The sequence below is a fragment of the Pseudaquabacterium rugosum genome, assembly GCF_038066575.1.
GTDB classification, from domain to species: Bacteria; Pseudomonadota; Gammaproteobacteria; order Burkholderiales; family Burkholderiaceae_C; genus Pseudaquabacterium; species Pseudaquabacterium rugosum.
Window position 1 is genome coordinate 146915 of sequence record NZ_JBBUTF010000003.1, and the last position, 24515, is coordinate 171429.

The following is a 24515-nucleotide window of genomic DNA, read 5'->3' on the forward strand; positions in this document are numbered from 1 at the left end:
TGATCCCGGGATGAACTTCGCAGACACCCTCAAGACCCTGCCCGCCATCGCCCATCTGGCCGCGCTCGAACTGCTGGATGCCGACGGCCAGGTGCTGGCCCGCATCGAGAACCGGCCGGGCCAGGCCGGCTCGGTGGCCGTCTACGCCGCGCTGGCCGCCCGCCACGGCGGCAGCATCACGCCGCAGGCCGCCCGTGACGGCCTGGCGCTGTACGCCGAGCACACGGCCGACGCGCGCGCCCATCCGGCCAAGCACCCGAACATCGACCGCCTGCTGGCCTGGGCCGAAGGCACGCAGTCCCACGCCGTGCGCCTGGTGCCGGCCGCCTGAGGACATCCCCGCGCGGCGGGCGACACGAGAAGACCGGGGCCCCGCGGCAGAGCACCCGGGCGCCCATGGACGCCCCGGCGCGCGACGCGCCCCGGACCTTCCCGGGTTGTGGCGACTACGTAGCGGCGGGATGCCGGCTGACGCTCATCATGCGCGGCAGGTGCCGGGCTGGCGCAATGGCCGGCGTGCACCCTCCCAGGACCGCGCCCATGCCTCACCGTCGCCATACCCTCGGCCAACTGGCCGCCCTCGGCCTGCTGGCCACCAGCCTGCGCCCGTCGTCCACACGGGCGAATCCGGCCCGCTTTCCCGATCGTCCGCTGACCCTGGTCCTGCCCTTCGCCCCCGGCGGCGTGGCCGACCTGACCGCCCGCGCCGTGGCCGAGCAGCTGGCCCGCGGCCTGGGCCAGGCAGTGGTGGTCGACAACCGGCCCGGCGCCGGCGCCGTGGTCGCCAGCCAGACGGTGGCCGCGGCACGACCCGACGGCCACACCCTGCTGCTGGTCAGCAACGGCCATGCCGTGTCCACCGGCCTGTACCGTCGCCTGCCCTACGACGTGCAGAAGGACTTCGCGCCGATCGGCCTGATGGGCTGGTTCGACCTCGGCGTCTTCGTCGCCCCGGGCTCGCCGCTGCGCCAGCTGCGCGAGCTGATCGCCGCCGCGCGCGCCACCCCCGGCCGGCTGACGGTGGGCACCATCATCCAGGGCAGCACACAGCAGCTGGCGGCCAAGCTGTTCGAGACCCAGGCCGGCGTCGACTTCAACCTGATCCCCTACAAGGCCAGCCCGGCCGTGCTGACCGCACTGCGCAGCGGCGAGATCGACGCCGCCATCGAGATCACCGGCCCCTGGCTGGGCCAGCTCAAGTCCGGGGCGATCCGCGCGCTGGCCGTCACCTCGGGCCACCGCAACCCGGTGCTGCCCGAGGTGCCCACGGCCATCGAGGCCGGGCTGGCGGGCTACGACGTGGCGAGCTGGAACGCACTGGCCGTGCCGGCCGCCACACCAGCGGACATCCAGGCCCGGCTGGCCCAGGCCCTGCGCGAGGCCCTGGCCCAGCCGGCGCTGCGCGAGCGCCTGGTGAGCCAGGGGGTGCGGGTGGAGTCCGCCGGCCCGGCCGAGACCCAGGCCCTGCTCGCCCGCGAGATCCGGCGCTGGGGGGACGTGATCCGCCGCGCCGGCATCGAGCCGGAATGAGCGCGGGGCCGCGCACCGGCCGGAGCGGCTGAAGGCCCGCTGCGGCGGTGGCCCACCCCGTCGCGCGGCCGAACGCCGGTCGAGATCAGCCGCCGGGATCCCCGGCCGGCCGGGTGCCGCGGCTCACGCGGCCGACGCCGCGGCGCAGGCCCCGCGGACCGGCTGACCGGCCTGCAGCGCGGCCAGAGCGTCCAGCGCGGCCATCACCGCCTCCGGCGCCTGCGCCCCCTGCCCGCGCAGCCAGTTGACGACGCCGGCGCGGCCCACCGCCATCAGGTCGAACTGCTCGGGCACCTGGGTCCAGTGGTGCATCAGGCCGTCGATCAGGGCGAACAGGCCGCGCGCGGCCACCGCGGGCGGCTGCTCGGCCGAGATCAGGCCGGCGGCCTGGGCGCGTGCGATCGTGTCGTGCAGCGCCTCGACGTACTCGGCGATGCCCTCGCGCTGGCGCTGCAGCGCCTCCTGCAGTTCGTCGTTGTACTCGGTCAGGTGCATCGCGATGGTGAACACCCGCTGCACGTGCGGCCGCTGCGCCAGCTCGCGCAGCGGCATCAGCGCCATCGCGACGAGGGCCTGCAGCAGGTTCTCGGCGGTGGCCCGCTCGGCGGTCTCGAGTGCGCATTCGCAGGGCAGCAGCACCCGCTCCATCATCGCGTGGAACAGCGCCGACTTGTTCTCGAAATGCCAGTAGACGGCGCCCCGGGTGACGCCGGCGGCCTCGGCGATCTGCTGCAGCGAGGTGCGGGCGACCCCCTGGCGCAGGAAGACCTGCTCGGCAGCGTCGAGGATCTGGTGGCGCGTCTCGAGCGCCTCGGCTTTGGTCTTGCGGGCCATGTCGGCTGGTTCTGGCGGAAACGCCCGGCGGGTGGGGGAACGAACGGACAGACCCCGCCGGAGGGCGCGATTGTGCGGCGGTGCGGACCGCGCGTGACGCGCAGTCTGCCACGCGGTCGCACAGGACATACATTCGTGCTTGTATGTATACTGCCGCGTTTCTTCCCTGATCCTGGTCAAGGTGGCGCGAGTCGCGCCGCCGCGCCCCGCATTCCCGACCCCCCCGGTCCGATCCGATTTGCAGGAACGCTCCATGTCCGACGCGCCACTGTCCACCTCGTCCCGCTCCGCCGCCGGCCCCGTGCCCGCCGGGCGGCCTGCCCGCCCTGTGTCGACCCGTCGCACCGTTCATCCGGCCTGGCGCCTGGGCTCGGCCGGCGCGCTGGCGCTGGCCATCGCCACGCTGGCCGCCTGCGGCAAGGGCGGCGGTGATGCCGGCCACGGCGGCATGGGCCAGATGCCGCCGCCGGCCGTCGGCGTGGTGACCGCCCAACCCGGCGCCGTCGGCCTGACGCTGGAGCTGCCGGGCCGCCTGGAGCCGCTGCGCACCGCGCAGGTCCGGGCCCGCGCCACCGGCGTGGTGCTCAAGCGCCTCTACACCGAAGGCGGGCTGGTCAAGGCCGGCCAGAGCCTCTACCAGGTCGACGCCGCGCCCTACCGCGCCGCGCTCGACGCCGCGCTCGCCACCCAGGCCAAGGCCGAGGCCGCGCTGGCCCAGGCCCAGGCCACGCTGGAGCGCAACCGCCCGCTGGCCGAGGCCAAGGCGATCAGCCCGCAGGACTGGGTCGCCACCCAGGCCGCGCACAAGGCCGCGGTGGCCGACGTGGCCGCCGCCAAGGCCCAGGTGCAGAGCACGCGCCTGAACCTGGACTACGCGGCCGTCACCGCGCCGATCAGCGGCCGCATCGGCCGTTCGCTGGTGACCGAGGGCGCGCTGGTCAGCGCGGCCGAGGCCACGCTGATGGCCACCATCCAGCAGACCGACACGATGATGGTGAACTTCACCCAGTCGGCGGCCGAGGCCATGCGCCTGCGCCAGGCGATCAGCGGCGGCAAGCTGCAGGCCTCGGGTTCGGCCCAGGTGCGCCTGGTGCTCGACGACGGACGGGTCTACGGCCACGCCGGCCGCCTGCTGTTCTCCGACATCACGGTCGACGCCACCACCGGCCAGGTGACGCTGCGCGCCGAGGTGCCCAACCCGCAGGGCGAGCTGCTGCCGGGCCTGTTCGTCAAGGTGCGCGTCGAGCAGGCGCGCAGCGACCAGGCCATCTTGCTGCCGCAGCAGGCCGTCACCCGCGGCACCGCCGGCGACACGGTGCTGGTGGTCGGCGCCGACAACCAGGTGGCGCCGCGCCAGATCCAGCTCGGCGGCGCCCATGACGGCGCGACCGGCCCGCAATGGGTCGTGCTCGGCGGCCTGCAGGCCGGCGAGAAGGTCGTCGTCGACGGCTTCCAGAAGATCCGGCCCAAGGCCCCGGTGAGCCCCCTGCCCTGGTCGCCGACCTCGGGCACCGCCCAGCCGGGCGGCGCGGCCGCCGGCCCGCAAGGCGCCGCCGGCCCGGCCAGCGCGCCGGCCGCCTCCACCGCCCCGGCCACCGCCGGCGCCAGCCGCTGACGCCCGATGAGCCTGCGGAGTCCCACACCATGAACGCACGGTTCTTCATCGACCGGCCCATCTTCGCCTGGGTCCTGGCCCTGTTCGTCGTCGTGCTCGGCACGGCGGCGATCACCCGGCTGCCGGTCGCGCAATACCCGACGGTGGCCCCGCCGTCGATCGTCATCAACGCCGCTTATCCCGGCGCTTCGGCGCAGGTGATGGAGGACAGCGTGCTGGCCGTCATCGAGCAGGAGCTCAATGGCGCGCCGGGCCTGATCTACATGGAGTCCTCGGCCGACGCCACCGGCCAGGGCTCGCTGACCGTCACCTTCGAGCCGGGCACCGATGTCTCCATCGCCCAGATCGAGGTGCAGAACCGGCTGTCGCGCGCGACGCCGCGCCTGCCCTCGGCCGTCACGCAGCAGGGGGTGCGGGTCGACAAGAACCGCTCGAACTTCCTGATGTTCGTGATGCTGACGTCGACCAACCCGGCCTACGACCCGGTGGCCCTCGGCGACTACGCGGCCCGCAACGTCCAGCCCGAGCTGCTGCGCGTGGCCGGCGTCGGGCAGGTGCAGCTGTTCGGCACCGAGAAGGCGATGCGGGTCTGGATCGATCCGCAGAAGCTGGTCAGCTACGGCCTGAGCACGGCCGAGGTCAACGCGGCGATCTCGCGCCAGAACCTGCAGATCTCGGCCGGCGCCATCGGCGGCCTGCCGAGCGCGCAGGGCCAGACGCAGTTCGCCACCATCAAGGTCAACGGCCAGCTCAACACCATCGAGCAGTTCGGCCAGATCCTGCTGCGCGCCAATGCCGACGGCTCCAGCGTGCGCCTGAAGGACGTCGCGCGCATCGAGATCGGCGGTCAGGCCTATGTCTCGTCGGCCCGCCTGAACGGCAAGGCCGCCACCGGCCTGGGCATCCAGCTCGCGCCCACCGGCAACGCGCTGGCCGCGGCCGACGGCGTGCGCGAGCGCATGGCCGAGCTGCAGAAGTTCTTCCCGGAAGGGGTGAGCTTCGGCGTGCCGTACGACAGCTCGAAGTTCGTGCGCATCTCGATCCACGAGGTGGTCAAGACGCTGGCCGAGGCCATCTTCCTGGTCTTCATCGTGATGCTGCTGTTCCTGCAGAACATCCGCTACACGCTGATCCCGACCATCGTCGTGCCGGTGGCCCTGCTGGGCACCTTCGGCGTGATGCTGGCCATGGGCTTCTCGATCAACGTGCTGACGCTGTTCGGCATGGTGCTGGCCATCGGCATCCTGGTCGATGACGCCATCGTGGTGGTCGAGAACGTCGAGCGCATCATGGCCGAGGAGGGCTTGAGCCCGCGCCAGGCCACGGTCAAGGCGATGGGCCAGATCACCGGCGCCATCATCGGCATCACCGTGGTGCTGATCTCGGTGTTCGTGCCGATGGCCTTCTTCAGCGGCTCGGTGGGCAACATCTACCGCCAGTTCTCGCTGGCGATGGTGGCCTCGATGGTGTTCTCGGCGCTGATGGCGCTGACGCTCACGCCGGCGCTGTGCGCGACGCTGCTCAAGCCGATCGACCCCGGCCACCACGAGAAGCGCGGCTTCTTCGGCTGGTTCAACCGCGGCTTCAAGCGCACCACCCACGGCTACGAGGGCGTGATCGCCCGCATCCTGCCGCGCGCCGGCCGCTACCTGGTGATCTACGCGGCCATCCTGGCGGCCGTGGGCCTGATGTACCGCCAGCTGCCCAGCTCCTTCCTGCCCAACGAGGACCAGGGCTACCTGATGGTCAACGTGCAGCTGCCGCCGGGCGCCTCGATGGCCCGCACCGAGCAGGTGATGGGCCAGGTCGAGCAGTACTTCATGGGTCAGAGCGAGGTCGACCAGGTCGTCGGCGTGCTGGGCTTCAGCTTCGCGGGCTCGGGCCAGAACGCGGCACTCGCCTTCGTGCCGCTCAAGCCCTGGGAGGAGCGCGCCGGCGAGCAGCACAGCGCACAGGCCGTCGCCGGCCGCGCCTTCGGCGCGCTGATGGGCATCCGCGATGCGTTCATCTTCCCGCTGTCGCCGCCGCCGATCCCGGAGCTGGGCAACGCCACCGGCTTCAGCTTCCGCCTGCAGGACCGCGCCGGCCAGGGCCACGACGCCCTGCTGGCCGCGCGCAACCAGCTGCTGGGCATGGCGATGCAGAGCAAGGTGCTGCAGGGCCTGCGCCCCGACGGCCTGGAAGACGCGCCCCAGCTGCAGCTGGACATCGACCGCGAGCGCGCCGCCGCCATGGGCGTGAGCTTCGACACCATCGGCTCGACCCTGGCCACCGCGCTCGGCTCGTCCTACATCAACGACTTCCCGAACGCCGGCCGGCTGCAGCGGGTGATCGTGCAGGCCGAGGCCAAGGCGCGCATGCAGCCCGAGGACGTGCTCAAGCTGCAGGTGCCCAACACCCGCGGCCAGCTGGTGCCGCTGTCGGCCTTCGCCAGCACGCGCTGGGTGACCGGCCCGGTGCAGACCGTGCGCTACAACGGCTACCCGGCGATGAAGATCGCCGGTGATGCCGCGCCCGGCCACTCGACCGGCGAGGCGATGGCCGAGATGGAGCGTCTGGCCGCCCAGCTGCCGCAAGGCTTCGGCTTCGAATGGACCGGCCAGTCGCGCGAGGAGAAGCTCTCCGGCTCGCAGGCCACCATCCTGCTGGCCTTCTCGATGCTGGCGGTCTTCCTGTGCCTGGCCGCGCTCTACGAGAGCTGGAGCATTCCGGTGGCCGTGCTGCTGGTGGTGCCGCTGGGCATCCTCGGCTCGCTGGCCGGCGTGTGGATGCGCGACATGCCCAACGACGTCTACTTCAAGGTCGGCCTGATCACCATCATCGGCCTGTCGGCGAAGAACGCGATCCTGATCATCGAGTTCGCCAAGGACCTGATGGCCGAGGGCAAGGGCCTGATCGAGGCGACACTGGAGGCCTGCCACCTGCGCTTCCGTCCGATCATCATGACGTCCTTCGCCTTCATCCTGGGCGTGCTGCCGCTGGCCATCGCGAGCGGCGCGGGCTCGGCCAGCCAGCGGGCGATCGGCACCGGCGTGATGGGCGGCATGATCACGGCCACCGTGCTGGCGGTCTTCCTGGTGCCGGTGTTCTTCGTCGTCATCCGGCGGCTGTTCCCGGCCACCGGCCACGAAGCCCCGCACGGCACCTCCATCGCCTCGCCCGCGGCCGACGCCGCCGCCGCCGAGGCCCTGCATCTGGAACCGAAGAAGGAGGGTTGACGCGATGACACACCACATGACGCACCACCCCGCCCCGGAAGCCCCGCGTGCGCAGCCGTCGGCCCTGCCCGCACGGCTGGCGGCCCTCGCCGCGGCCGCCCTGCTGGCGGCCTGCGGCAACCTGGCGCCGGTCCACGAGCGCCCGACGGTCACGCTGCCGGCGCTGTCGGCCGCGGCGGCCGAAGGCGCGGCATCGGCCGCCGCCAACGCGCCGGCCCCGCTGCCGGCCTGGCAGGACCTGGTGCGCGAGCCCCGCGCCCGCCAGGTCATCGAGCTGGCGCTGCAGCACAACACCGATCTGCGGCTGGCCCTGCTCAACGTCGAGCGCAGCCGCGCCGCGCTGCGCCTGACCGACGCCGACCGCTGGCCGACCGTCAATGCCGCCGTCAGCGCCCAGCGCGCGCCCAACAGCCAGGGCGTGCAGACGAACACGCTGCAGGCCGGGCTGCAGATCACCGCCTGGGAACTGGATCTGATGGGCCGCCTGGCCAACCTCAGCACCTCGGCCCAGGCCACGCTGATGGCCACCGAGGCCGCCCAGCGCGCGGCCCGCCTGGCGCTGGTCACGCAGACGCTGTCGGCCTGGCTGACGCTGGCGGCCGATGGCGAGCTGCAGGCGCTGGCCGAGCAGACGCTGCGCGACCGCCAGGAAACCGAACGCCTGGCGCTGCTGCGCCACCGCGTCGGCGCCCTGGCCGACGGCGACCTGCGCGGCGTGCAGGCCCTGACCGAGGCCGCCCGCGCGGGCGTGGCGCAGGCCCGCCGCCAGCGCGCGCTCGACGAGCACGCGCTGCACGCGCTCGTCGGCGCACCGGTGCCGGCCGCGCTGCTGCCGGCACCGGCCATCGGCGCGCTGGCCGCGGTCGACGCGCTGGCACCGCTGTCACCGGCCCTCGACTCCGACGTGCTGCTGCGCCGCCCCGACGTGATCCAGGCCGAGCAGACCCTGCGCGCCGCCCAGGCCGACATCGGCGCCGCCCGCGCCGCGATGTGGCCGCGCATCACGCTGAGCGCCAGCGCCGGCCAGGTCGGCAGCCAGCTCTCGCAGCTGTTCGAAGGCGGCCACTTCGCCTGGAGCCTGGCCAGCTCGGCCGCGGTGGCGATCTTCGATCACGGCCGCAACAAGGCCAATGTGCAGGTCTCGCAGATCGCCCGCGACAGCGCCGTGGCCCAGTACCAGAAGACGGTGCAGACCGCCTTCCGCGAGACCGCCGACGCACTGGCCGGCTTCAGCAGCTGGCAGACCCAGCTGGACGCCCAGCGCGCGCAGCTGCAGGCCGAAGCCGACCGCCACCGCCTGTCGCGCCTGAAGTACGACGCCGGCGCGATCAGCCAGGTCGACTGGCTGGATGCCGAACGCTCGCTGACCTCCGCCCGCCAGGCCGTGGTCCAGGTGCGGCTGGCCGACGCGCTCAACCGGGTGGCGCTCTACAAGGCGCTCGGCGGTGACGAGACGCGCACCGCCGAGGCCCCCGCCACGGCCGCTGCGCAGGCCGGGATGGCGACGGTGGCCGCCGCCGGCACGGTGGACAGCCCCACCACCGTCGCGGCCGCGCCCCGGCGCTGACGCGCACGCGGCGGTCCGCCCTGCCGGCGGCCGCCGCATCCGGTCCCTGCGGCCCGACACGGGCCTCTAGAATCCGGCCCAAGGGTGCAGGCCCACCTGATGCAGCGTCGCCCGACGCCGCGCATCCAGGGGCCTGCAGGCATCGCACGCCGGTCGGGCCGCCGCGTGGACCTCGGGCCGCCTGCGGCCGGGCCACGGTGCGCCGACAGCCCTCCTGCGGAGGTCTGCGCACACCGGGCCCGGATCAGCGCAACGGCCCGGCCGACCGGAGCCCCGATGCCCTTGCCCACCCCCGACACCCTGCAGGCGATCGCCACCGGCGTCTTCGCGCTGGCCCTGCTGCACACCTTCTGCGCCCATCTGTTCGAGCGCCTGGCCACGCGCCTGCCGCGCCATGCCGGCCTGCTGCACCTGCTCGGCGAGGTCGAGGTGGTGTTCGGCTTCTGGGCCATCGTGCTGACCCTGCTGCTGGCGCTGGTGGTCGGTCCCGCCCAGTCGCTGGACTACATCGAGACCCGCAACTACACCGAGCCGCTATTCGTCTTCGTCGTCATGGTGATCGCCGGCTCACGGCCGATCCTCGACGCGGTGTTCGCGCTGGTGCGCCAGTTGAGCGGCCTGACCGGCGGCATCGCCCACCTGAGCGCCGTCTGGCTGGGTCTGGCCGGCGTGCCGCTGCTGGGCTCGCTGATCACCGAGCCGGCGGCCATGACCATCGCCGCCCTGCTGCTGGCGCCGCTGGTGTTCATGACCGACCTGCCCGAGCGGCTGAAGTACCTGGCGCTAGGCGTGCTGTTCGTCAACGTGTCGATCGGCGGCACGCTGACCGCCTATGCGGCACCGCCGGTGCTGATGGTCGCCGGCCCCTGGGGCTGGGACAGCGCCTACATGCTGCAGCACTTCGGCTGGAAGTCGGCGCTGGCGGTGCTGGCCAATGCCACGCTGGCGGTGCTGGCCCTGCGCCGTCATCTGCGGCCGGCCCCGCTGCCGCGATCGGTCGATCCGCAGGCACAGCGGCCGGTACCGCCGATGGTCACGCTCATCCACGCGCTGCTGCTGGCCGGTGTGGTGGCGCTGGCCCACCATCCGGTGGCCTTCATCGGCCTGTTCCTGCTGTTCATGGGCTACACCACGGCCTATGCCCGCCACCAGACTCCGCTGCTGCTGAAGGAGGCACTGCTGGTGGCCTTCTTCCTGGCCGGACTGGTGGTGCTGGGCGGCCTGCAGCGCTGGTGGCTGCAGCCGGTGGTCTCGGGCCTGGAGCCGCTGGCGCTGTTCTTCGGCGCGCTCGGCCTGACGGCCATCACCGACAACGCGGCGCTGACCTATCTGGGCACGCAGATCGACGGGCTGTCGGAGACCGCCCGCCACATGCTGGTGGCCGGTGCGGTGGCCGGCGGCGGCCTGACGGTGATCGCCAATGCACCGAACCCCGCGGGTGCCGCCCTGCTGCGCGCCGGCTTCACCGGCGGATCGATCAACCTGCTGGGCCTGCTGGCCGGCGCACTGGCACCGACGGCGGTGGCCGCCAGCGCCCTGCTGCTGCTCGGCTGAACGCGGCGCAGGCGCCGGGGCCCCTCCCGTCAGAGCCGGTCGAGCGCCGCGCGCAGGCGGCCGACCGTGCCGTCGACATCCCGCAGCTTGTCGAGCCCGAACAGCCCGAGGCGGAAGGTGCGGAAGTCGGGCCCCTCGTCGCACTGCAGCGGCACACCGGCCGCCGTCTGCAGGCCCAGGGGTGCAAAGGCGCGTGCGGACTGGATCTCCGGATCCTGGGTGTAGCTGACGACGACCCCGGGCGCCTGCCAGCCCGCCGCCGCCACGCTCGGGAAACCACGCTCGACCAGCAGCGTGCGCACCGCCCGGCCGAGCGTGCGTTGGGCGTCCTGCAGGCGCTCGAAGCCGATGACCTCGCACTCGCGCATCACGTCACGGTTGTGGGCGAGACTGTCCGTGGGCATGGTCGCGTGGTAGGCATGCCCCCCGGCCCGGTAGGCCTCCATGATCTGCGACCACTTCTTCAGATCACAGGCGAAGCTGCTGCTGGTGGTGCCCGCCATGGCCTCGATCGCACGGGCGGACAACATCACGAAGGCACAGCCGGGCGAGCCACTCCATCCCTTCTGCGGCGCCGTGACCAGCACATCCACGCCCAGGGCCCTCATGTCGACCCACAGGCAGCCCGAGGCGATGCAGTCCAGCACCAGCAGGCCGCCGACCGCATGCGTGGCCTCGGCCAGGCGCCGCAGGTAGTCGTCGCCCAGCAACAGGCCGCTGGCCGTCTCGACATGCGGCGCACAGACCACGGCCGGACGCAGGCGCTCGATCGCGGCGATCACCTCGTCCAGCGGTGCCGGCTCGAACGGTGCCTGGGGACCGGCCCCCGTGCGCCGCGCCTTGCAGACCTCGTGCACCGACGGGATGCTCCCCATGTCGAAGATCTGGCTCCAGCGGTAGCTGAACCAACCATTGCGCACGACCAGTGCAGGCCGCCCGCTGGCGAACTGGCGCGCCACCGCCTCCATGCCGAAGGTCCCGCTGCCCGGCACCACGACGGCCTGATCGGCCTGGTAGACCCGGCACAGCAGGTCGGAGAAATCCCGCATCACGCCCTGGAAGCGGGCGGACATGTGGTTCAGCGCACGATCGGTGTAGACGACCGAGTACTCGAGCAGACCATCAGGATCGACGTCAGGGCGAAGGGCGGGCATGTGCAGTCTCCAGCAGCGCGACCGTCTTCACGGACCGTACCGCAGCCAGCGCGCCACCTGCGCCCGAGGCCTGCAGCCGGCACCTCGTGCGACGGCTCGTCGCCGGACAGATTACCACCCGCGCGGTGGGCATCACCCGGGTCCCGGCGGATCCGGACCGGCCAGCCCGCAGCAAGTCAGCCCAAAACAAAAAAGGACCTGACGTTTCCGCCAAGTCCTTCTTGCCCGGCGCCTGCGCGCCGGTGATGCTGGTGGGCCCTGAGTGACTCGAACACTCGACCTACGGATTAAGAGTCCGCTGCTCTACCAACTGAGCTAAGAGCCCGTCCGTGTCACCTGCACCGGCAGAACCGGCGCACGCGACGCAAGACGATAAAGAAACTGTGGTGGGCCCTGAGTGACTCGAACACTCGACCTACGGATTAAGAGTCCGCTGCTCTACCAACTGAGCTAAGAGCCCGTCCGTGTCACCTGCACCGACAGAGCCGGCGCACGCGACGCAAGACGAAAAGAAACGTTGGTGGGCCCTGAGTGACTCGAACACTCGACCAACGGATTAAGAGTCCGCTGCTCTACCAACTGAGCTAAGAGCCCCCGGTCCGGATTGCTCCGGCACTTCACGCGATCGACGCGTCTGGTGGGTCGTGCAGGATTCGAACCTGCGACCAACGGATTAAAAGTCCGCTGCTCTACCGGCTGAGCTAACGACCCGCCGCATCAATCAGCGAAGACAATGATTCTAGCACGTCATTTCTGAGCTTGTCATCATTTTTCGCCGCAGTCGGCTCAACGCCCGGTCGCCCGCCGCAGCAGTTCACCGGCAGCCACCAGGCCGAAGGTGGCCGTCACCGTGACCGTCGAGCCATAGCCGTGACAGTTCAGGCTGCCGTCGCCGCCGGCCGTGCCGCTGTCGCAGGCCGCGTCCTGCGGCGGCCGCACCGCCTCGCGGGAGAACACGCAGCTCAGGCCGATGCGGCCCTGGCGCGCAGCGCCGGCCTGCTTGCGCAGGCGCTGGCGCAGACCGGCCAGCAGCGGGTCATGCGTGGTGTCGGCCAGATCGGCCACCTCCACCGCCTGGGCCTGCAGCTTGCCGCCGGCGGCGCCGACACACACCAGCAGCTGCCGCTCACGCAAGGCCCAGGCCGCCAGCGCCAGCTTGGCCTGGCTCTGGTCACAGGCATCGATCACACCGTCGACGGCCACCGGCAGCAAGGCCGGCCAGTTGTCCGCGCTGGCGAACTCCTCGACGCGGTGCACGCGACAGCCGGGATGGATGTCGGCGATGCGCTCGGCCAGTGCATCGACCTTGGCCTGGCCGACGCTGCGGCCCACCGCCTGCACCTGACGATTGATGTTGGACTCGGCGACCTGATCCAGATCGATCAGCACCAGTTCGGCCACCCCGCTGCGGGCCAGCGCCTCGGCCGCCCAGCTGCCGACGCCGCCGAGACCGACGACCGCGCAGCGCAGGCCGCGCAGCCGCGCATAGGCCGTCTCCCCCCACAGCCGTCGCAGGCCACCGAAGCGCCGCTCCAGGTCCGGGTCAGCGACCGCGGGCAATGCCTCCGGCATGCCCGGCTCGATGCCGGCCATCAGCCCTTGAGCCCGGCCAGCCGCTCACGTCCGGCGTTGGCTGCCTCGCTCTGCGGGTAGGCCTTGATCAGCTCCTCGATCGTCTTGCGGGCCGTCTTCGTGTCCTTCATCTCGACCTGGCAGCTGGCGATGCTCAGCAGGGCCTCCGGCGCACGCGGATGCTCGGGCGCGTTGCTGACCACGCTGCGGAAGGTGGCGATCGCATCCTTGTAGTTCTTCTGTCCGTACAGCGCGTTGGCCAGCCAGAAGCGCGCGCTGTCCCCGTAGCCGCTCTCGGGCCAGCGCCTCAGGAAGCCGGTCAGGGCGGCCGCCCCCTTGTCGAAATCGCCCGTGCGCAACGCGGCCAGTGCCGCGTCGTAGCCGCGCTTCTCGTCCGGGTCGGCGAGGAAGTCACGGCCGTCGACACTGACCTTGACCGGTTCGACCTTCTTCAGGCGGTCCTGCACCGAGGCCAGCTGGTCCTTGAGCTGACGCTGCAGCTCGGCGACGCTGGTGGCCAGCGCCTGCTGGTCCTGCTGGGCCTTCTGCTGATCGCGCTGCAGCTGCTCGTTGCTGCCCCGCAACCGGGCGTTGTCGGCCTTCATCGCGTCGAGCTGGGTGCTGAGCTCCAGCAAGCCGCGGCGCAGCTGCTGCAGCTGTTCGAGCAACTGGGCGTTGGCCTGCGCGAGCTCGGCCGAACGGGCCTTGGCCGCGTCATCGTTGGTGGTGATGCGGGTGCGCAGATCCAGGATCGCGCGCCGGGCCTCCTCGTCGTCGAACAGGCCGGCGCGAGCGGACGGCGCCAGCAGCAAGGCAAGGGTCAGCGCCCCCAGGCGCAGGCCGGTGGCGGAAGGAGAAAACGGGCGGAGCAGGCGGGGCATCATGGTCGATTCAGATCGCTCGGTCGAAGGCCGGTCGGCGGCGGCAGCCGGAGTCCGGGCCGTGCGGCGGTTCAGCGGTCGCGCAGCTCGGCGCGCCGGTTGCGGGCGAAGGACACCTCGTCCTGACCGTTGGCGAGCGGCCGCTCCTTGCCGTAGCTCACGGCATCGAGCCGCGCAGGATCGGCGCCCAGCAGCTGCAGCGCCCGCACCACGGCCTCGGCCCGCTTCTGACCGAGCGCCAGGTTGTACTCCGAGCCGCCGCGGGCATCGGTATGGCCTTCGACGGTCAGCCGCAGGGATCTGGCGGCGGCCAGCCGCCGGGCCTGCGCATCGACCACGCCCTGGTACTGGGGCTGCACGACGTCACTGTCGTAGTCGAAGAACACGGTGCGTCCGTCGCCGACCGGGGTGGCGTCGACGGCCGTGCCGGCCGCCGACCCCTCACCGGTGACGGCCCCGCCGGCACCGGCGCCGCGCGGCACCAGCTCCACACTGGCCACGCGCGACTGCGGCAGCACACGGGTGGTGGCCACCAGCGGATCCTCCACCGGCTGCGTGCGGACCGGCGCGACCGCGGCCGACGCAGGCGCTGACGCGGCAGCCGCCCCGCCGATGTCGCGCGACTCCACCGGCGTGTCGTCGAGCTTGATCGGCGTGCTGCAGCCGGCAGCCAGCACCGACAGGGCGGTCAGGGCCAGCAGCGGCCAACGGCCGGCTCGAGGCGCGGACGCACCGGATGATCGGGGCGGCGAAAGGCGGTGTTCGTGGCTCATCGATGGACTCGGCAGGAGGCGATGGAGGAAACGGGACGCCGGTGTGGCGGCGTCGGGGGCATGCCGGCGCGAGGCGGGCCGGCACCCCTCATCACGGCGTGTAGGGTCCCCAGGCCGGCTCGCGCACGTCGGCGCCGGTGATCAGCAGCGGCGTGCGCACACTGCCGTCGAGCGTGCTGGTCATCAGCACGTCGCGGCCCTTGGCGCGGGTCGCGTAGAGCAACAGACGGCTGTTGGGCGCGAAGCTCGGGCTCTCGTCATCGGTGCTGTCACCGACTGGCTGGGCCGCGCCTCCGCCGTCCAGCGGCATCAGCATCGTGCGAAAGCCCCCGTTGCGGTTGACATAGGCGAGCCAGCGACCGTCCGGGCTGATGGACGGGCTGATGTTGTAGCTGCCACTGAAGGTCACGCGCTCGGCTTGCGCCCCTTCGGCGGAGAAATCGTCGGCCCGCTTGCGGTAGATCTGCGGACCACCGCTGCGGTCGCTGACGAAGTAGACCCAGCGGCCGTCGGGCGAGAACGTGGCCTCGGTGTCGATGGCGTTGCTGAAGCTGAAGCGGCGCACGCCATCGGTGTCCAGATCCAGCATGTACAGCTGGGACGGACCGTCACGCGAGAGGGTGACCACCAGCCGCTTGCCATCCGGCGACCAGGTCGGGGCACTGTTGCTGCCGCGCCAGGCCGCCACCGACCGGCGCTGACCGTCGGCCACGTTCTGCACCATCACCACGGCCTTGCCGCGCTCGAAGGACACGTAGGCCAACCGGCGGCCATCGGGCGACCAGGACGGCGAAATGATGGGCTGCGGGCTGGTCAGGCCGACCTGGTCGCCCAGGCCGTCGGCGTCGGCGATGTGCAGCTGGTAGCGGCCGCCGCCCTTGGTGACGTAGGCGATGCGCGTGGCGTTGACACCCGCTTCGCCGGTCAGGCGCTTCTGCAGCAGATCGGCGATGCGGTGCGCGGCCAGCCGCAGATCGGCCGCCGGCACGACCACGCTCTGGCCGCCCAGATCCTCGCCCTTGACCACGTCCCACAACTTGTAGCGCACGTCGATGCGGCCATCGGCCAGGCGCGTGGCCGAGCCCAGCACCAGCGCGTCGGCGCCGCGGCCGCGCCAGTCGGCGATCACCGGCTGGCTGCTCTCGTCCATCACCCCGGGCGCCTCGATCAGGCGGAAGACGCCCGATCGCACCAGATCGGCCCGCAGCACCGGGGCCACCGGCTGGGCCAGCTGCTCCTCGCCACGGAAGGCGACCACGGCCACCGGCAGCTGGTTGGCGCCGATGCCGGCGATCTCGACACGGTACTGCGCACGGACGGCCGACGGCCACAGGGCGCCGCCCAGGCCGGCACCGGCACCGGCCGTCAGGCCGAGCGCGCTGCCCAGCAACGCGCGATGGAAACTTCGACGATCGGTCATCTCAGGCATGGAGTGTCAGGAGCAGCGGCGGTTCCCCCCGGATACGCCGCGTGCGGCCCGTACCACGCAAGGGTGCGGGACGGCGCAAGGCGTGGATTGTAGGCAGGGCCCGGGCGCCGCCGCAGCGACAATCCGCGCCCATGGCCCGCCCTCCCGCCCCTGCCTTCGCCGCTGCCCGCGCCCTCGCGCACAGCGCCTGTCCTTGTGGCAGCGCGCGACCCCTGGCGGCCTGCTGCGGCCGCTGGCATGAAGGGCCGCTGCACCTGCAGGCCCCCGATGCGGCCCAGCTGATGCGCTCGCGCTACAGCGCCTACGTGCTCGGTCTGACCGACTACCTGAGGCGCACCTGGCATCCATCGACCTGCCCGGCCGAGCTGGACACCGACCCGGCGGTGCGTTGGCTGGGCCTGCAGGTGCGCAGCGCACGCACACCGGAGCCCGGCCGGGCCGAGGTCGAGTTCGTCGCGCGGTCGCGCCTGGGCGGACGCGGCCACCGCCTGCACGAGACCAGCCGCTTCGTGTCCGAGGACGCCGACGGTACCGGCGTGCGCTGGTGGTACGTGGACGGTACGCTGCATGCCGGCGGTTGAACGCCCCGTGCCGGCCGACCCCTCCGATGAGATCGCCACGGCCGATGCCTCGGGCACAGCCGGTCCGGCCTCCGACGCCGACCGCTGGCCACTGCCGCTGCTGCACCGCGACGCGCGGTTGATCGCCGTGCACAAGCCGGCCGGCCTGCTCGTCCACCGCAGCGCGCTCGACGCCCACGCCGAGCACGACGCACTCACCCTGCTGCGGGAACGCCTGGACCTGCCGCTGTGGCCGGTCCACCGGCTGGACAAGGGCACCTCGGGCGTGCTGCTCTTCGCCCGCGATGTCGACGCCGCACGCCGGCTGGGCGCGGCCTTCGCCGGCGGGCGCACGCACAAGCGTTATCGGGCCCTGGTGCGCGGCTGGCCGGCCGAGCACGGCCTGTGCACCCATCCCCTGGCCCGCGATCCGGAGCGCCCGTCGGCCGGCCAGCCCCAGCTCGAAGCCTGTACCTCGTGGCAGCGGCTGGCCTGCCTGGAGGTGCCCCTGCGCACATCCAGCACACACGAGCGCACCCGCCTGGCCCTGCTGGCGCTCAGCCCTCGGCAAGGCCGCCGCCACCAGATCCGCCGCCATGCCAAGCACATCGGCCATCCACTGATCGGCGACAGCACGCACGGCAAGGGCCCGCTGAACCGCACGCTGGCCACCTGGTACGGCCTGAACCGTCTGTGGCTGCATGCCGCCCTGCTGGACGTGCCCCACCCCGACGACGCCGCACGACGGCTGCGCCTGGAGGCGCCACCCGGGCCGGAATGGGCGGACTGGGAGCGCTGGACCCACCCGGACGGACCGGCCGGATCAGCCGGACCATCGAATCCGGCGCACCGACCGGACATCGGCTGACGCCGGAGAACCCGGGCCCGCGCGCGCCGGACGCACGCGCGCCCGTCCGGGCATCAGTCCATCTGCGGCCGCAGGCCCAACAGGCCGAGTGCGCAGCCATGCGCGACCGTGCCGCGCTCGACCAGATCGTGCATGACGGTGAAATGGTCGCGGCCGGGGAGCTCTTCGGCCACGGTCAGGGCCGGCCCCCAGGCCGCCTTCAGCGCGCGCTGCTGGGCGATCTGCGCCGGGCTTTCATCGGCGCCGACCAGCGACAGCACCGGCACCGGCGGGGCCGGGAAGGCCGCCGGCGACAGACGCGCCACATCGGCCGCCTGCAGACGCAGATCGTCGCGCAGGAACGGCACCTCGCGGATCGGTGCCAGGTCATAGACCCCGGACACCCCGAGCGCACCGGTCACGACCTCGGGCGGCAGATCATCGGCCACCTGGGTCCAGTCACAGCAGGCCAGCATGGCCGCCAGATGGCCACCGGCCGAATGCCCGGCCACGGCGATCTGCATCGGATCGCCGCCGTAATGGCGTGCGTGGCGGAAGGTCCAGGCCACGGCCTGGGTCAGTTGCAGCGCGATGTCGGCGATCGAGGCCTGCGGCGCCAGCGTGTAGTTCGGCACCACGACCATCGCGCCGGCCTGCACGAAGGCGGGCGCGACGAAGGACATGTCGGACTTGTCCTTGGAGCGCCACCAACCGCCGTGGATGAAGATCAGCACCGGCGCGCCCGACCGGCGGGCCGGGAAGACATCCAGCGTCATCGCGTCGGCCTCGCCATAGCGCAGGTCGAGCTCACAGGTCATGCGCGCACGCGACAGCGCCGAGGCCTGGGCCCACCGCGCCATCAGCGCCTGGGCGCCCGGCACGCGGGCACGGTGGTCGTACTGCGCCTGCAGCCAGGCCGCGTCCCGGCCGGCACCGGTATCGGGCACGGTGGCGGCAGTCTCGGGTGATCGGCGTGTGCGGGTGGGCATCGGCAGCGTCCGGTTGGCGTCCATCAAAACCCGACACGATAGCAGCCCGACCGCATTTGGCGCCCACCTCGACCCCGGCACGGGGGTACGGACAGTGCGAGCTGTCACGGCCACCTCGCTGGAAGGCAACGGACAGCGCACGTCGGAGCGGCCGGCCCGACGGCCCACGCGCCGCCCCTCGCGCCAGCCACTGACCGGATCCGGACCTGGCCACGGCCCGGCGCCCACCGCGGACGGGCCACAGAAACAGGCCGCGCCGCGCGGCAGCTGACGACACCGGGTTCAGGCGATGGCCGCCCGCCTGAACCCACCGGGACGCACGCAGCCACCGGATCAGGCGCAAAACCACTTGACGCCATCATGGGAAAGGCCGCTATACTACGAAGCTCATGTGGGGGCGTAGCTCAGCTGGGAGAGCGTCGCGTTCGCAATGCGAAGGTCAGGAGTTCGATCCTCCTCGTCTCCACCACACACCTGCGAAGGGTTGCACCGAAAGGCCGCAACCCTTTGTTCTTTCTGGACTTTCTGGCATGGCCGGGGTCTGGACGGATGGCCCGGAACGGCCAGGAGCGGGCCCGCCAAGCGGACTGTGTGAAGTCACTGTGTGCAAGACACCCAAGTGACCCGTTATCCTGGCGTCCACCAGCGCCCCGGCACCAGCTACTGGTGGTTCTGTCAAGCGGTCCCGGCCGACCTCCAACCCAGGTTCCCGTCCAAGTGGGCGGAGCGGTCCTCCCTGAAGGTCCGCGACCTGCGCTCGGCGAACTCCGAAGCCAAGCGACGCGCCGCCGCCTGGGACTTCAAGTTCTCCGCCATGCGCAGCGAGAACGAGGCCGCATCGACCGCCAGCATCGACATGACACAGGCCCGTTGACGCCATGGCGCGCCGCTACCCTGCCGCTGCCCAGGCCCGGGAGCGCCACGACTCGCGACACGCCAATGGACGCTTGCCGGGCCTGGGAACCGGCAGGCCCCACGGGCGCGGCACGATCGACCAAGACCCTGAAGACCCAGGAAGCCGCCGCTCAGAAGCTGAGCCGACATGCTGGGCCCGGAACGCCCTGGAACCGCCAGAGACGGGCCCGTCAAGCCGACTGTGTGACGTCACCATGTGCAAGACGCCCAAGTGACCCGTTGTCCCGGCGTCCACCAGCGCCCCGGCGTGCACGCGTCGCGATCACCAGACCCGGATGCGCGCCTGCAGCGCGAACGCGCCGTCCACCCGGCGGTCGACCGTCGGGATGTAGACCAGATTCAGGCCGACGCGGCCCCATTCGGCGCCAGCCATCGGCATCAGCGTCGGATACCAGCGACCACCGGCCAGCGTCGGATAGCCGTTGACCAGGCCGACGCTGCCGCCGAGCCGCAACCGCGGCCCCTCACCATCGCCGATCTGCCAGGGCGTCCAGGCCAGTTGCAGGTAGCTGCTGCCGTGCCTGACCGAGTTCCGGTAGTGCCCCAGGTTGACCTGCCAGTCATCGTTCAAGCGCCACTCCAGGCCCAACCCGTCGTTGCGCTCGTTGTAGCGGTCGGCATGGCGGGTGTGATGCGAGAGGAAGCCGCTGGTGAGCCACAGCGCACCGTGTCCGGCATCGTCGGTTCCGGCCGCCAGGGCCGGCTCAAGAGGGGTCAGCGCGCAGAACAGCCCGACAGCCGCGAGACCCCGCAGGCAAAGCGGCCCCATGTGCACGCTCCCGTCGGGTGTCACGGCCGATTGCCGCCCCCTTTCTTTCGGACGGAAGGCCCGCGGACTTGAGCCGCCGGACGACAGGACGCGGACAGATCATGACGACGTCCGCACCCGGGCCTTGTCGTCGGCAAGGCCCCACGCGACGGCGATGGCCGATGAAAAAAGGCCACGCCCCTTGCGGAGCGCGGCCTTCTCGCGCATCGCCCATCCGCCTGCGCGGACGGGCCGGTGCGGGGACGATCAGCCCATGTGCAGGCCGCCGTTGACGCTGAAGTCGGCGCCGGTGGTGAAACCCGAATCCGGGCCCGACAGCCAGGCGACGATCGAGCCGATCTCGTCGGGCGTGCCCAGGCGCTTGACCGGGATGGTGCCGACGATCTTGTCCAGGATCTCGGGCTTGATCGCGCGGACCATGTCGGTGCCGATGTAGCCCGGGCTGACGGTGTTGACCGTCACGCCCTTGGCGGCCAGTTCCTGGGCCAGGGCCATCGTGAAGCCGTGCATGCCGGCCTTGGCGGCCGAGTAGTTGGTCTGGCCCGCCTGGCCCTTCTCGCCGTTGACCGACGAGATCTGGACGATGCGGCCCCAGCCCCGCTCGACCATGCCCGGCACGACCTGCTTGGTCACGTTGAACATGGAGTTCAGGTTGGTGTCGATGACGGCCTTCCAGTCCTCGGGCGTCATCTTCAGGAACATGCGGTCGCGCGTGATGCCGGCGTTGTTGACCAGCACGTCGATCTGGCCGTGCTCGGCGATGGACTTGCTGAAGGCCGCGACCGTCGAATCCCAGTCGGCGACGTTGCCGACCGAGGCGTGGAAGGTGTAGCCGAGCGCCTTCTGCTCGTCGAGCCACTTCTGGGCGTCACGGCTCGGGCCGCAGCCGGCGATGACCTTGAAACCATCCTTGGCCAGGCGCTGGCAGATCGCGGTACCGATACCGCCCATGCCGCCGGTGACGTAGGCAACTTTCTGGGTCATGGAGTGCTCCTCGGGTGTGTGTCAGTTGGGGGCCGGTCGCACCATGCGCCGGCTCTGTCGGAACGGGTCCGGCCGGGCACCTGCCCGACCGGGGGGAGGTCGGCTCAGCGCTCGACGGTCAGGGCCACGCCCATGCCGCCACCGATGCACAGGCTGGCGATGCCCTTCTTGGCATCGCGCTTGACCATCTCGTGCAGCAGCGTGACCAGCACGCGGCAGCCGGAGGCGCCGATCGGGTGGCCGATGGCGATCGCCCCGCCGTTGACGTTGACCTTGCTGGTGTCCCAGCCCATTTCCTTGTGCACGGCACAGGCCTGGGCGGCGAAGGCCTCGTTGATCTCGAGCAGATCGAGATCGGCGGCCGACCAGCCGGCGCGCTGCAGCGCCTTGCGGGCGGCCGGCACCGGGCCCATGCCCATGATCTTGGGATCCAGGCCGGCCGAGGCGTAGCTGGCGATGCGGGCCATCGGCTTCAGACCCAGGGCCTGCGCCTTGGCGGCCGACATCAGCATCACGGCGGCGGCGCCGTCGTTGAGGCCCGAGGCGTTGCCGGCGGTCACCGAGCCGGCCTTGTCGAAGGCCGGACGCAGGCCGGCCAGGGCCTCGGCGCTGGTCTTCTTGTTGATGAACTCGTCGGCGGCGAAGACCAGCGGATCACCCTTGCGCTGCGGGATCGTGACGGGGACGATCTCGTCGTTGAAGCGGCCGGCTTCCTGGGCGGCGGCGGCCTTGAGCTGGCTGGCCAGGGCCAGCGCGTCCTGCTCCTCACGGCTGATGCCGTAGGCCTTGGCCACGTTCTCGGCCGTGATGCCCATGTGGTACTGGTTGTAGACATCCCACAGGCCGTCGTTGACCATGGTGTCGACCAGCGACCAGTTGCCCATGCGCTGGCCGTCGCGGCTGGCCGGCAGCACGTGGGGCGACAGGCTCATGCTCTCCTGGCCGCCGGCGATGATGATCTCGCTGTCACCGTCGCGGATGGCCTGGGCACCCAGCATCACGGCCTTCAGGCCCGAGCCGCAGACCTTGTTGATGGTCATCGCGGGCACGCCTTCGGGCATGCCGGCCTTGATGACCGACTGGCGCGCCGGGTTCTGGCCGCAGCCTGCGGTCAGCACCTGCCCCAGGATCACCTCGCCGACCTGTTCAGCGGCGACACCGCTGCGCTCGAGCAGCGCCTTCAGGACAGTGGCACCGAGCTCGGCTGCGGGGGTCTTGGCCAGCGTGCCGCCGAACTTGCCCACGGCGGTGCGGGCGGCGGCGACGATCACGATATCGGTCACGGTCTTGCTCCAACGGAAAAAGGATCACACACAGACGGAATGTAGCCGCGCGGCAGGCCGCGCAAGCCTGGGGTAAGGCCCTGGGTCCCTACCCTCGCGACGCACCGTCGGACAGCACGGTGCAGGGCTCCGCGCGCAGCCCGGCCCGCCCCCGCGTGGGGGGCATGACCGGATGGCGCGGGGCCGGGAAAAGGGCACGGTGGACGACGGCCTGCGGCACACACGCATCACGCGGAAGCCGGCCACGGCGGAGGTCACACCGCGGTGTCGAGGTCAGGCCTTGGCCTGGACGTAGCGGCCCGGAGCAGGCTCGATCTCGGCGTAAGCGCCCTTGCGGCCATAGGCCTTGGGCGCGGCGACCTGCGCGCCACCATGGCCGGCGAGCCATTCGGCCCACACCGGCCACCAGCTGCCCGGGCGCTCGGTGGCGCTGTCCAGCCAGTCCTCGGCGCTGTCGGGCAGGTGCGCACCGATCCAGTGGCTGCGCTTGTTCTTCTTCGCCGGGTTGATCACGCCGGCGATGTGACCCGAAGCCCCCAGCACGAAGGTCCGGTCCTGCGCGCCGGACAGCAGCGGCACCGAGGCATAGGCCGAGGCCCAGGGCACGATGTGGTCCTCGCGCGAGCCATAGATGAAGAACGGCGCCTCGATGCGGCCGAGGTCGATCTTCTCGCCGCAGACGGTCAGCGCGCCGGGTTCGCGCAGCGCGTTGTCGAGGTAGGTGTGGCGCAGGTACCAGCAGTACATCGGGCCCGGCAGATTGGTCGAGTCGCCGTTCCAGTACAGCAGGTCGAAGGCCGGAGGCGCCTCACCCTTGAGGTAATTGCCGACGACGTAGTTCCACACCAGGTCGTTCGGGCGCAGGAAGCTGAAGGTCGTGGCCAGCTCGCTGCCCTTGAGCAGGCCGGGGCCGCCCGGCGCCTGCTCGCCGAGGGTCATCTCGCGCAGCTGCACCGCGGCCTCGTCGATGAAGACGTCGAGGATGCCGGTGTCGCTGAAGTCCAGCAGCGTGGTCAGCAGCGTGACCGAGGCCGCCGGCTGCTGGCCGCGGGCGGCCAGCACAGCCAGTGCCGTGCTCAGCAGCGTGCCGCCGACGCAGAAGCCCAGCAGGTTGATCTGGTCCTGGCCGCTGATCTCGCGCACCACCTCGATGGCCTGGATCGGGCCGTCGGCGATGTAGTCGTCCCAGGTGGTGGCGGCCAGCGAGGCATCGGCGTTGCGCCAGCTGACGACGAACAGGCGGTGCCCCTGCTCGACCGTGTAGCGGATCAGCGAATTGTCCGGCTGCAGGTCGAGGATGTAGTACTTGTTGATGCACGGCGGCACGAACAGCATCGGCCGTGCATGCACCTTGGGCGTCAGCGGCTTGTACTCGATCAGCTGGAACAGCGCGTTCTCGTAGACCACCGCACCTTCGGTGGTGGCCACGTTGCGGCCGACCTCGAAGACGCTCTCGTCGGTCTGCGAGACGTGGCCTTGCGCCAGATCATGGGCCAGCAGCTGCAGGCCCTGCGCCAGGCTCTCGCCCTGGGTCTGCACCGCCTTGTCCAGCGCCTCGGCATTGGTGACCAGGCAGTTGGCCGGGCTGGCCGCATCGACCCACTGCTGGACGGCGAAGCGGATGCGCGCCTTGGTCTTGGCATCCGCCTGCACCGCGTCGGCCATCTGCAGCATCGTGCGCGCGTTCAGCAGATAGGCCTGGGCCGCGGCGGCGGCCACCGGGTTGCGCGACCAGGCCTCGGCCGCGAAGCGGCGGTCACCGGCGGGCGCGGGCAGCGTGCCGCTGCGGCTCCACTGCGTCAGCGACTCGTTCCACAGCGCGGCGGCCTGCGCGAGGTAGTCGGCCTGCAGGCGACTCATCGCCTCCAGGGGTACGTGGGCGCCGCCCATGGACCGTGCCGTCTCGACCATCGCATGGCCGAAGGCCTGCGCGTTGTCCACCGCGGACGCGTCCGGGATGGGGCGGAACATCGATTGCATCAAGAGTCTCCTCCGCAGGCGCCGCAGGCTGGAGGCCGCGACCGAAGTGCATGATGGACAA

20 protein-coding genes and 5 tRNA genes are annotated in these 24515 nt (G+C 71.6%); 10 read left to right on the forward strand and 15 right to left on the reverse strand.

Going from position 1 to position 24515, the window contains the following annotated elements:
* Positions 1 to 10 precede the first annotated feature (10 nt).
* Both AACH11_RS03215 and AACH11_RS03220 read left to right on the forward strand, forming a co-directional pair.
* Positions 11 to 331, forward strand: coding sequence for a DUF2322 family protein (locus AACH11_RS03215; RefSeq protein WP_341372758.1), 321 nt, complete (start codon positions 11 to 13; stop codon positions 329 to 331).
* A 209-nt stretch (positions 332 to 540) separates the two neighbouring features.
* Positions 541 to 1530 (forward strand): tripartite tricarboxylate transporter substrate binding protein, encoded by a 990-nt coding sequence (locus tag AACH11_RS03220; protein ID WP_341372759.1) that lies wholly within the window; start codon positions 541 to 543, stop codon positions 1528 to 1530.
* A 123-nt stretch (positions 1531 to 1653) separates the two neighbouring features.
* Here AACH11_RS03220 and AACH11_RS03225 read toward each other — a convergent pair whose 3' ends face one another.
* Positions 1654 to 2364 (reverse strand): TetR family transcriptional regulator, encoded by a 711-nt coding sequence (locus tag AACH11_RS03225; protein WP_341372760.1) that lies wholly within the window; start codon positions 2362 to 2364, stop codon positions 1654 to 1656.
* A 253-nt stretch (positions 2365 to 2617) separates the two neighbouring features.
* Between AACH11_RS03225 and AACH11_RS03230 the strand changes: the two genes are divergently transcribed.
* The 4 genes from AACH11_RS03230 to AACH11_RS03245 all read left to right on the forward strand — a co-directional run bounded on the left by AACH11_RS03230 (position 2618) and on the right by AACH11_RS03245 (position 10318).
* Positions 2618 to 3979 carry an efflux RND transporter periplasmic adaptor subunit gene (locus AACH11_RS03230; protein WP_341372761.1) on the forward strand — a complete coding sequence of 454 codons (1362 nt, stop codon included), beginning with the start codon at positions 2618 to 2620 and terminating at the stop codon, positions 3977 to 3979.
* Positions 3980 to 4008: 29 nt separating this feature from the next.
* Positions 4009 to 7197 (forward strand): efflux RND transporter permease subunit, encoded by a 3189-nt coding sequence (locus AACH11_RS03235; RefSeq protein ID WP_341372762.1) that lies wholly within the window; start codon positions 4009 to 4011, stop codon positions 7195 to 7197.
* A gap of 16 nt (positions 7198 to 7213) precedes the next feature.
* Positions 7214 to 8764 carry an efflux transporter outer membrane subunit gene (locus AACH11_RS03240; protein ID WP_341372763.1) on the forward strand — a complete coding sequence of 517 codons (1551 nt, stop codon included), beginning with the start codon at positions 7214 to 7216 and terminating at the stop codon, positions 8762 to 8764.
* 276 nt (positions 8765 to 9040) lie between these two features.
* Positions 9041 to 10318, forward strand: a complete 1278-nt coding sequence (locus AACH11_RS03245; RefSeq protein ID WP_341372764.1) for a putative Na+/H+ antiporter — start codon at positions 9041 to 9043, stop codon at positions 10316 to 10318.
* 29 nt (positions 10319 to 10347) lie between these two features.
* Here AACH11_RS03245 and AACH11_RS03250 read toward each other — a convergent pair whose 3' ends face one another.
* The 9 genes from AACH11_RS03250 to tolB form a co-directional block, all read right to left on the reverse strand.
* Entirely contained in the window at positions 10348 to 11472 is a 1125-nt protein-coding gene (locus AACH11_RS03250) for an aminotransferase class V-fold PLP-dependent enzyme (protein WP_341372765.1), read from the reverse strand.
* A gap of 249 nt (positions 11473 to 11721) precedes the next feature.
* Positions 11722 to 11797, reverse strand: a tRNA-Lys gene (locus tag AACH11_RS03255).
* Between the two features lie 59 nt (positions 11798 to 11856).
* A tRNA-Lys gene (locus AACH11_RS03260) sits at positions 11857 to 11932 on the reverse strand.
* Positions 11933 to 11990: 58 nt separating this feature from the next.
* A tRNA-Lys gene (locus AACH11_RS03265) sits at positions 11991 to 12066 on the reverse strand.
* Positions 12067 to 12107: 41 nt separating this feature from the next.
* Positions 12108 to 12183, reverse strand: a tRNA-Lys gene (locus AACH11_RS03270).
* A gap of 75 nt (positions 12184 to 12258) precedes the next feature.
* Positions 12259 to 13065, reverse strand: coding sequence for a tRNA threonylcarbamoyladenosine dehydratase (locus tag AACH11_RS03275; RefSeq protein ID WP_423228684.1), 807 nt, complete (start codon positions 13063 to 13065; stop codon positions 12259 to 12261).
* Entirely contained in the window at positions 13065 to 13925 is an 861-nt protein-coding gene (ybgF, locus tag AACH11_RS03280) for a tol-pal system protein YbgF (protein WP_341372767.1), read from the reverse strand. The genes AACH11_RS03275 and ybgF overlap by 1 nt, the downstream gene beginning before the upstream one ends.
* Positions 13926 to 13996: 71 nt before the next feature.
* On the reverse strand, positions 13997 to 14698 hold the full coding sequence (locus tag AACH11_RS03285; RefSeq protein ID WP_341372768.1) for an OmpA family protein: 702 nt from the start codon (positions 14696 to 14698) through the stop codon (positions 13997 to 13999).
* Between the two features lie 91 nt (positions 14699 to 14789).
* A complete protein-coding gene (gene tolB, locus AACH11_RS03290; protein WP_423228691.1) occupies positions 14790 to 16118 on the reverse strand; it encodes a Tol-Pal system beta propeller repeat protein TolB in 1329 nt (442 codons plus the stop codon).
* Positions 16119 to 16258: 140 nt separating this feature from the next.
* Here tolB and AACH11_RS03295 point away from each other — a divergent pair, with 140 nt between their 5' ends.
* On the forward strand, positions 16259 to 16708 hold the full coding sequence (locus tag AACH11_RS03295; RefSeq protein WP_341372770.1) for a YchJ family protein: 450 nt from the start codon (positions 16259 to 16261) through the stop codon (positions 16706 to 16708).
* Positions 16709 to 16715: 7 nt separating this feature from the next.
* Positions 16716 to 17555, forward strand: a complete 840-nt coding sequence (locus tag AACH11_RS03300; protein WP_341372771.1) for a pseudouridine synthase — start codon at positions 16716 to 16718, stop codon at positions 17553 to 17555.
* 53 nt (positions 17556 to 17608) lie between these two features.
* On the opposite strand, the gene AACH11_RS03305 is transcribed toward AACH11_RS03300, so the two are convergent.
* Positions 17609 to 18481, reverse strand: a complete 873-nt coding sequence (locus AACH11_RS03305; protein ID WP_341372772.1) for an alpha/beta hydrolase — start codon at positions 18479 to 18481, stop codon at positions 17609 to 17611.
* Positions 18482 to 18916: 435 nt separating this feature from the next.
* On the opposite strand from AACH11_RS03305, the gene AACH11_RS03310 reads away from it, so the two are divergent.
* Together AACH11_RS03310 and AACH11_RS03315 are read left to right on the forward strand one after the other, a co-directional pair.
* A tRNA-Ala gene (locus tag AACH11_RS03310) sits at positions 18917 to 18992 on the forward strand.
* Positions 18993 to 19142: 150 nt separating this feature from the next.
* A complete protein-coding gene (locus tag AACH11_RS03315; RefSeq protein ID WP_341372773.1) occupies positions 19143 to 19397 on the forward strand; it encodes a DUF6538 domain-containing protein in 255 nt (84 codons plus the stop codon).
* A 303-nt stretch (positions 19398 to 19700) separates the two neighbouring features.
* Here the strand turns inward: AACH11_RS03315 and AACH11_RS03320 are convergent, their stop codons facing one another.
* The 4 genes from AACH11_RS03320 to phaC form a co-directional block, all read right to left on the reverse strand.
* Positions 19701 to 20207 carry a hypothetical protein gene (locus AACH11_RS03320; RefSeq protein WP_341372774.1) on the reverse strand — a complete coding sequence of 169 codons (507 nt, stop codon included), beginning with the start codon at positions 20205 to 20207 and terminating at the stop codon, positions 19701 to 19703.
* A gap of 246 nt (positions 20208 to 20453) precedes the next feature.
* Positions 20454 to 21191 (reverse strand): acetoacetyl-CoA reductase, encoded by a 738-nt coding sequence (phbB, locus tag AACH11_RS03325; RefSeq protein ID WP_341372775.1) that lies wholly within the window; start codon positions 21189 to 21191, stop codon positions 20454 to 20456.
* Between the two features lie 104 nt (positions 21192 to 21295).
* Entirely contained in the window at positions 21296 to 22474 is a 1179-nt protein-coding gene (locus AACH11_RS03330) for an acetyl-CoA C-acetyltransferase (RefSeq protein WP_341372776.1), read from the reverse strand.
* A gap of 273 nt (positions 22475 to 22747) precedes the next feature.
* Entirely contained in the window at positions 22748 to 24385 is a 1638-nt protein-coding gene (phaC, locus tag AACH11_RS03335; protein ID WP_341372990.1) for a class I poly(R)-hydroxyalkanoic acid synthase, read from the reverse strand.
* Positions 24386 to 24515: the final 130 nt, after the last annotated feature.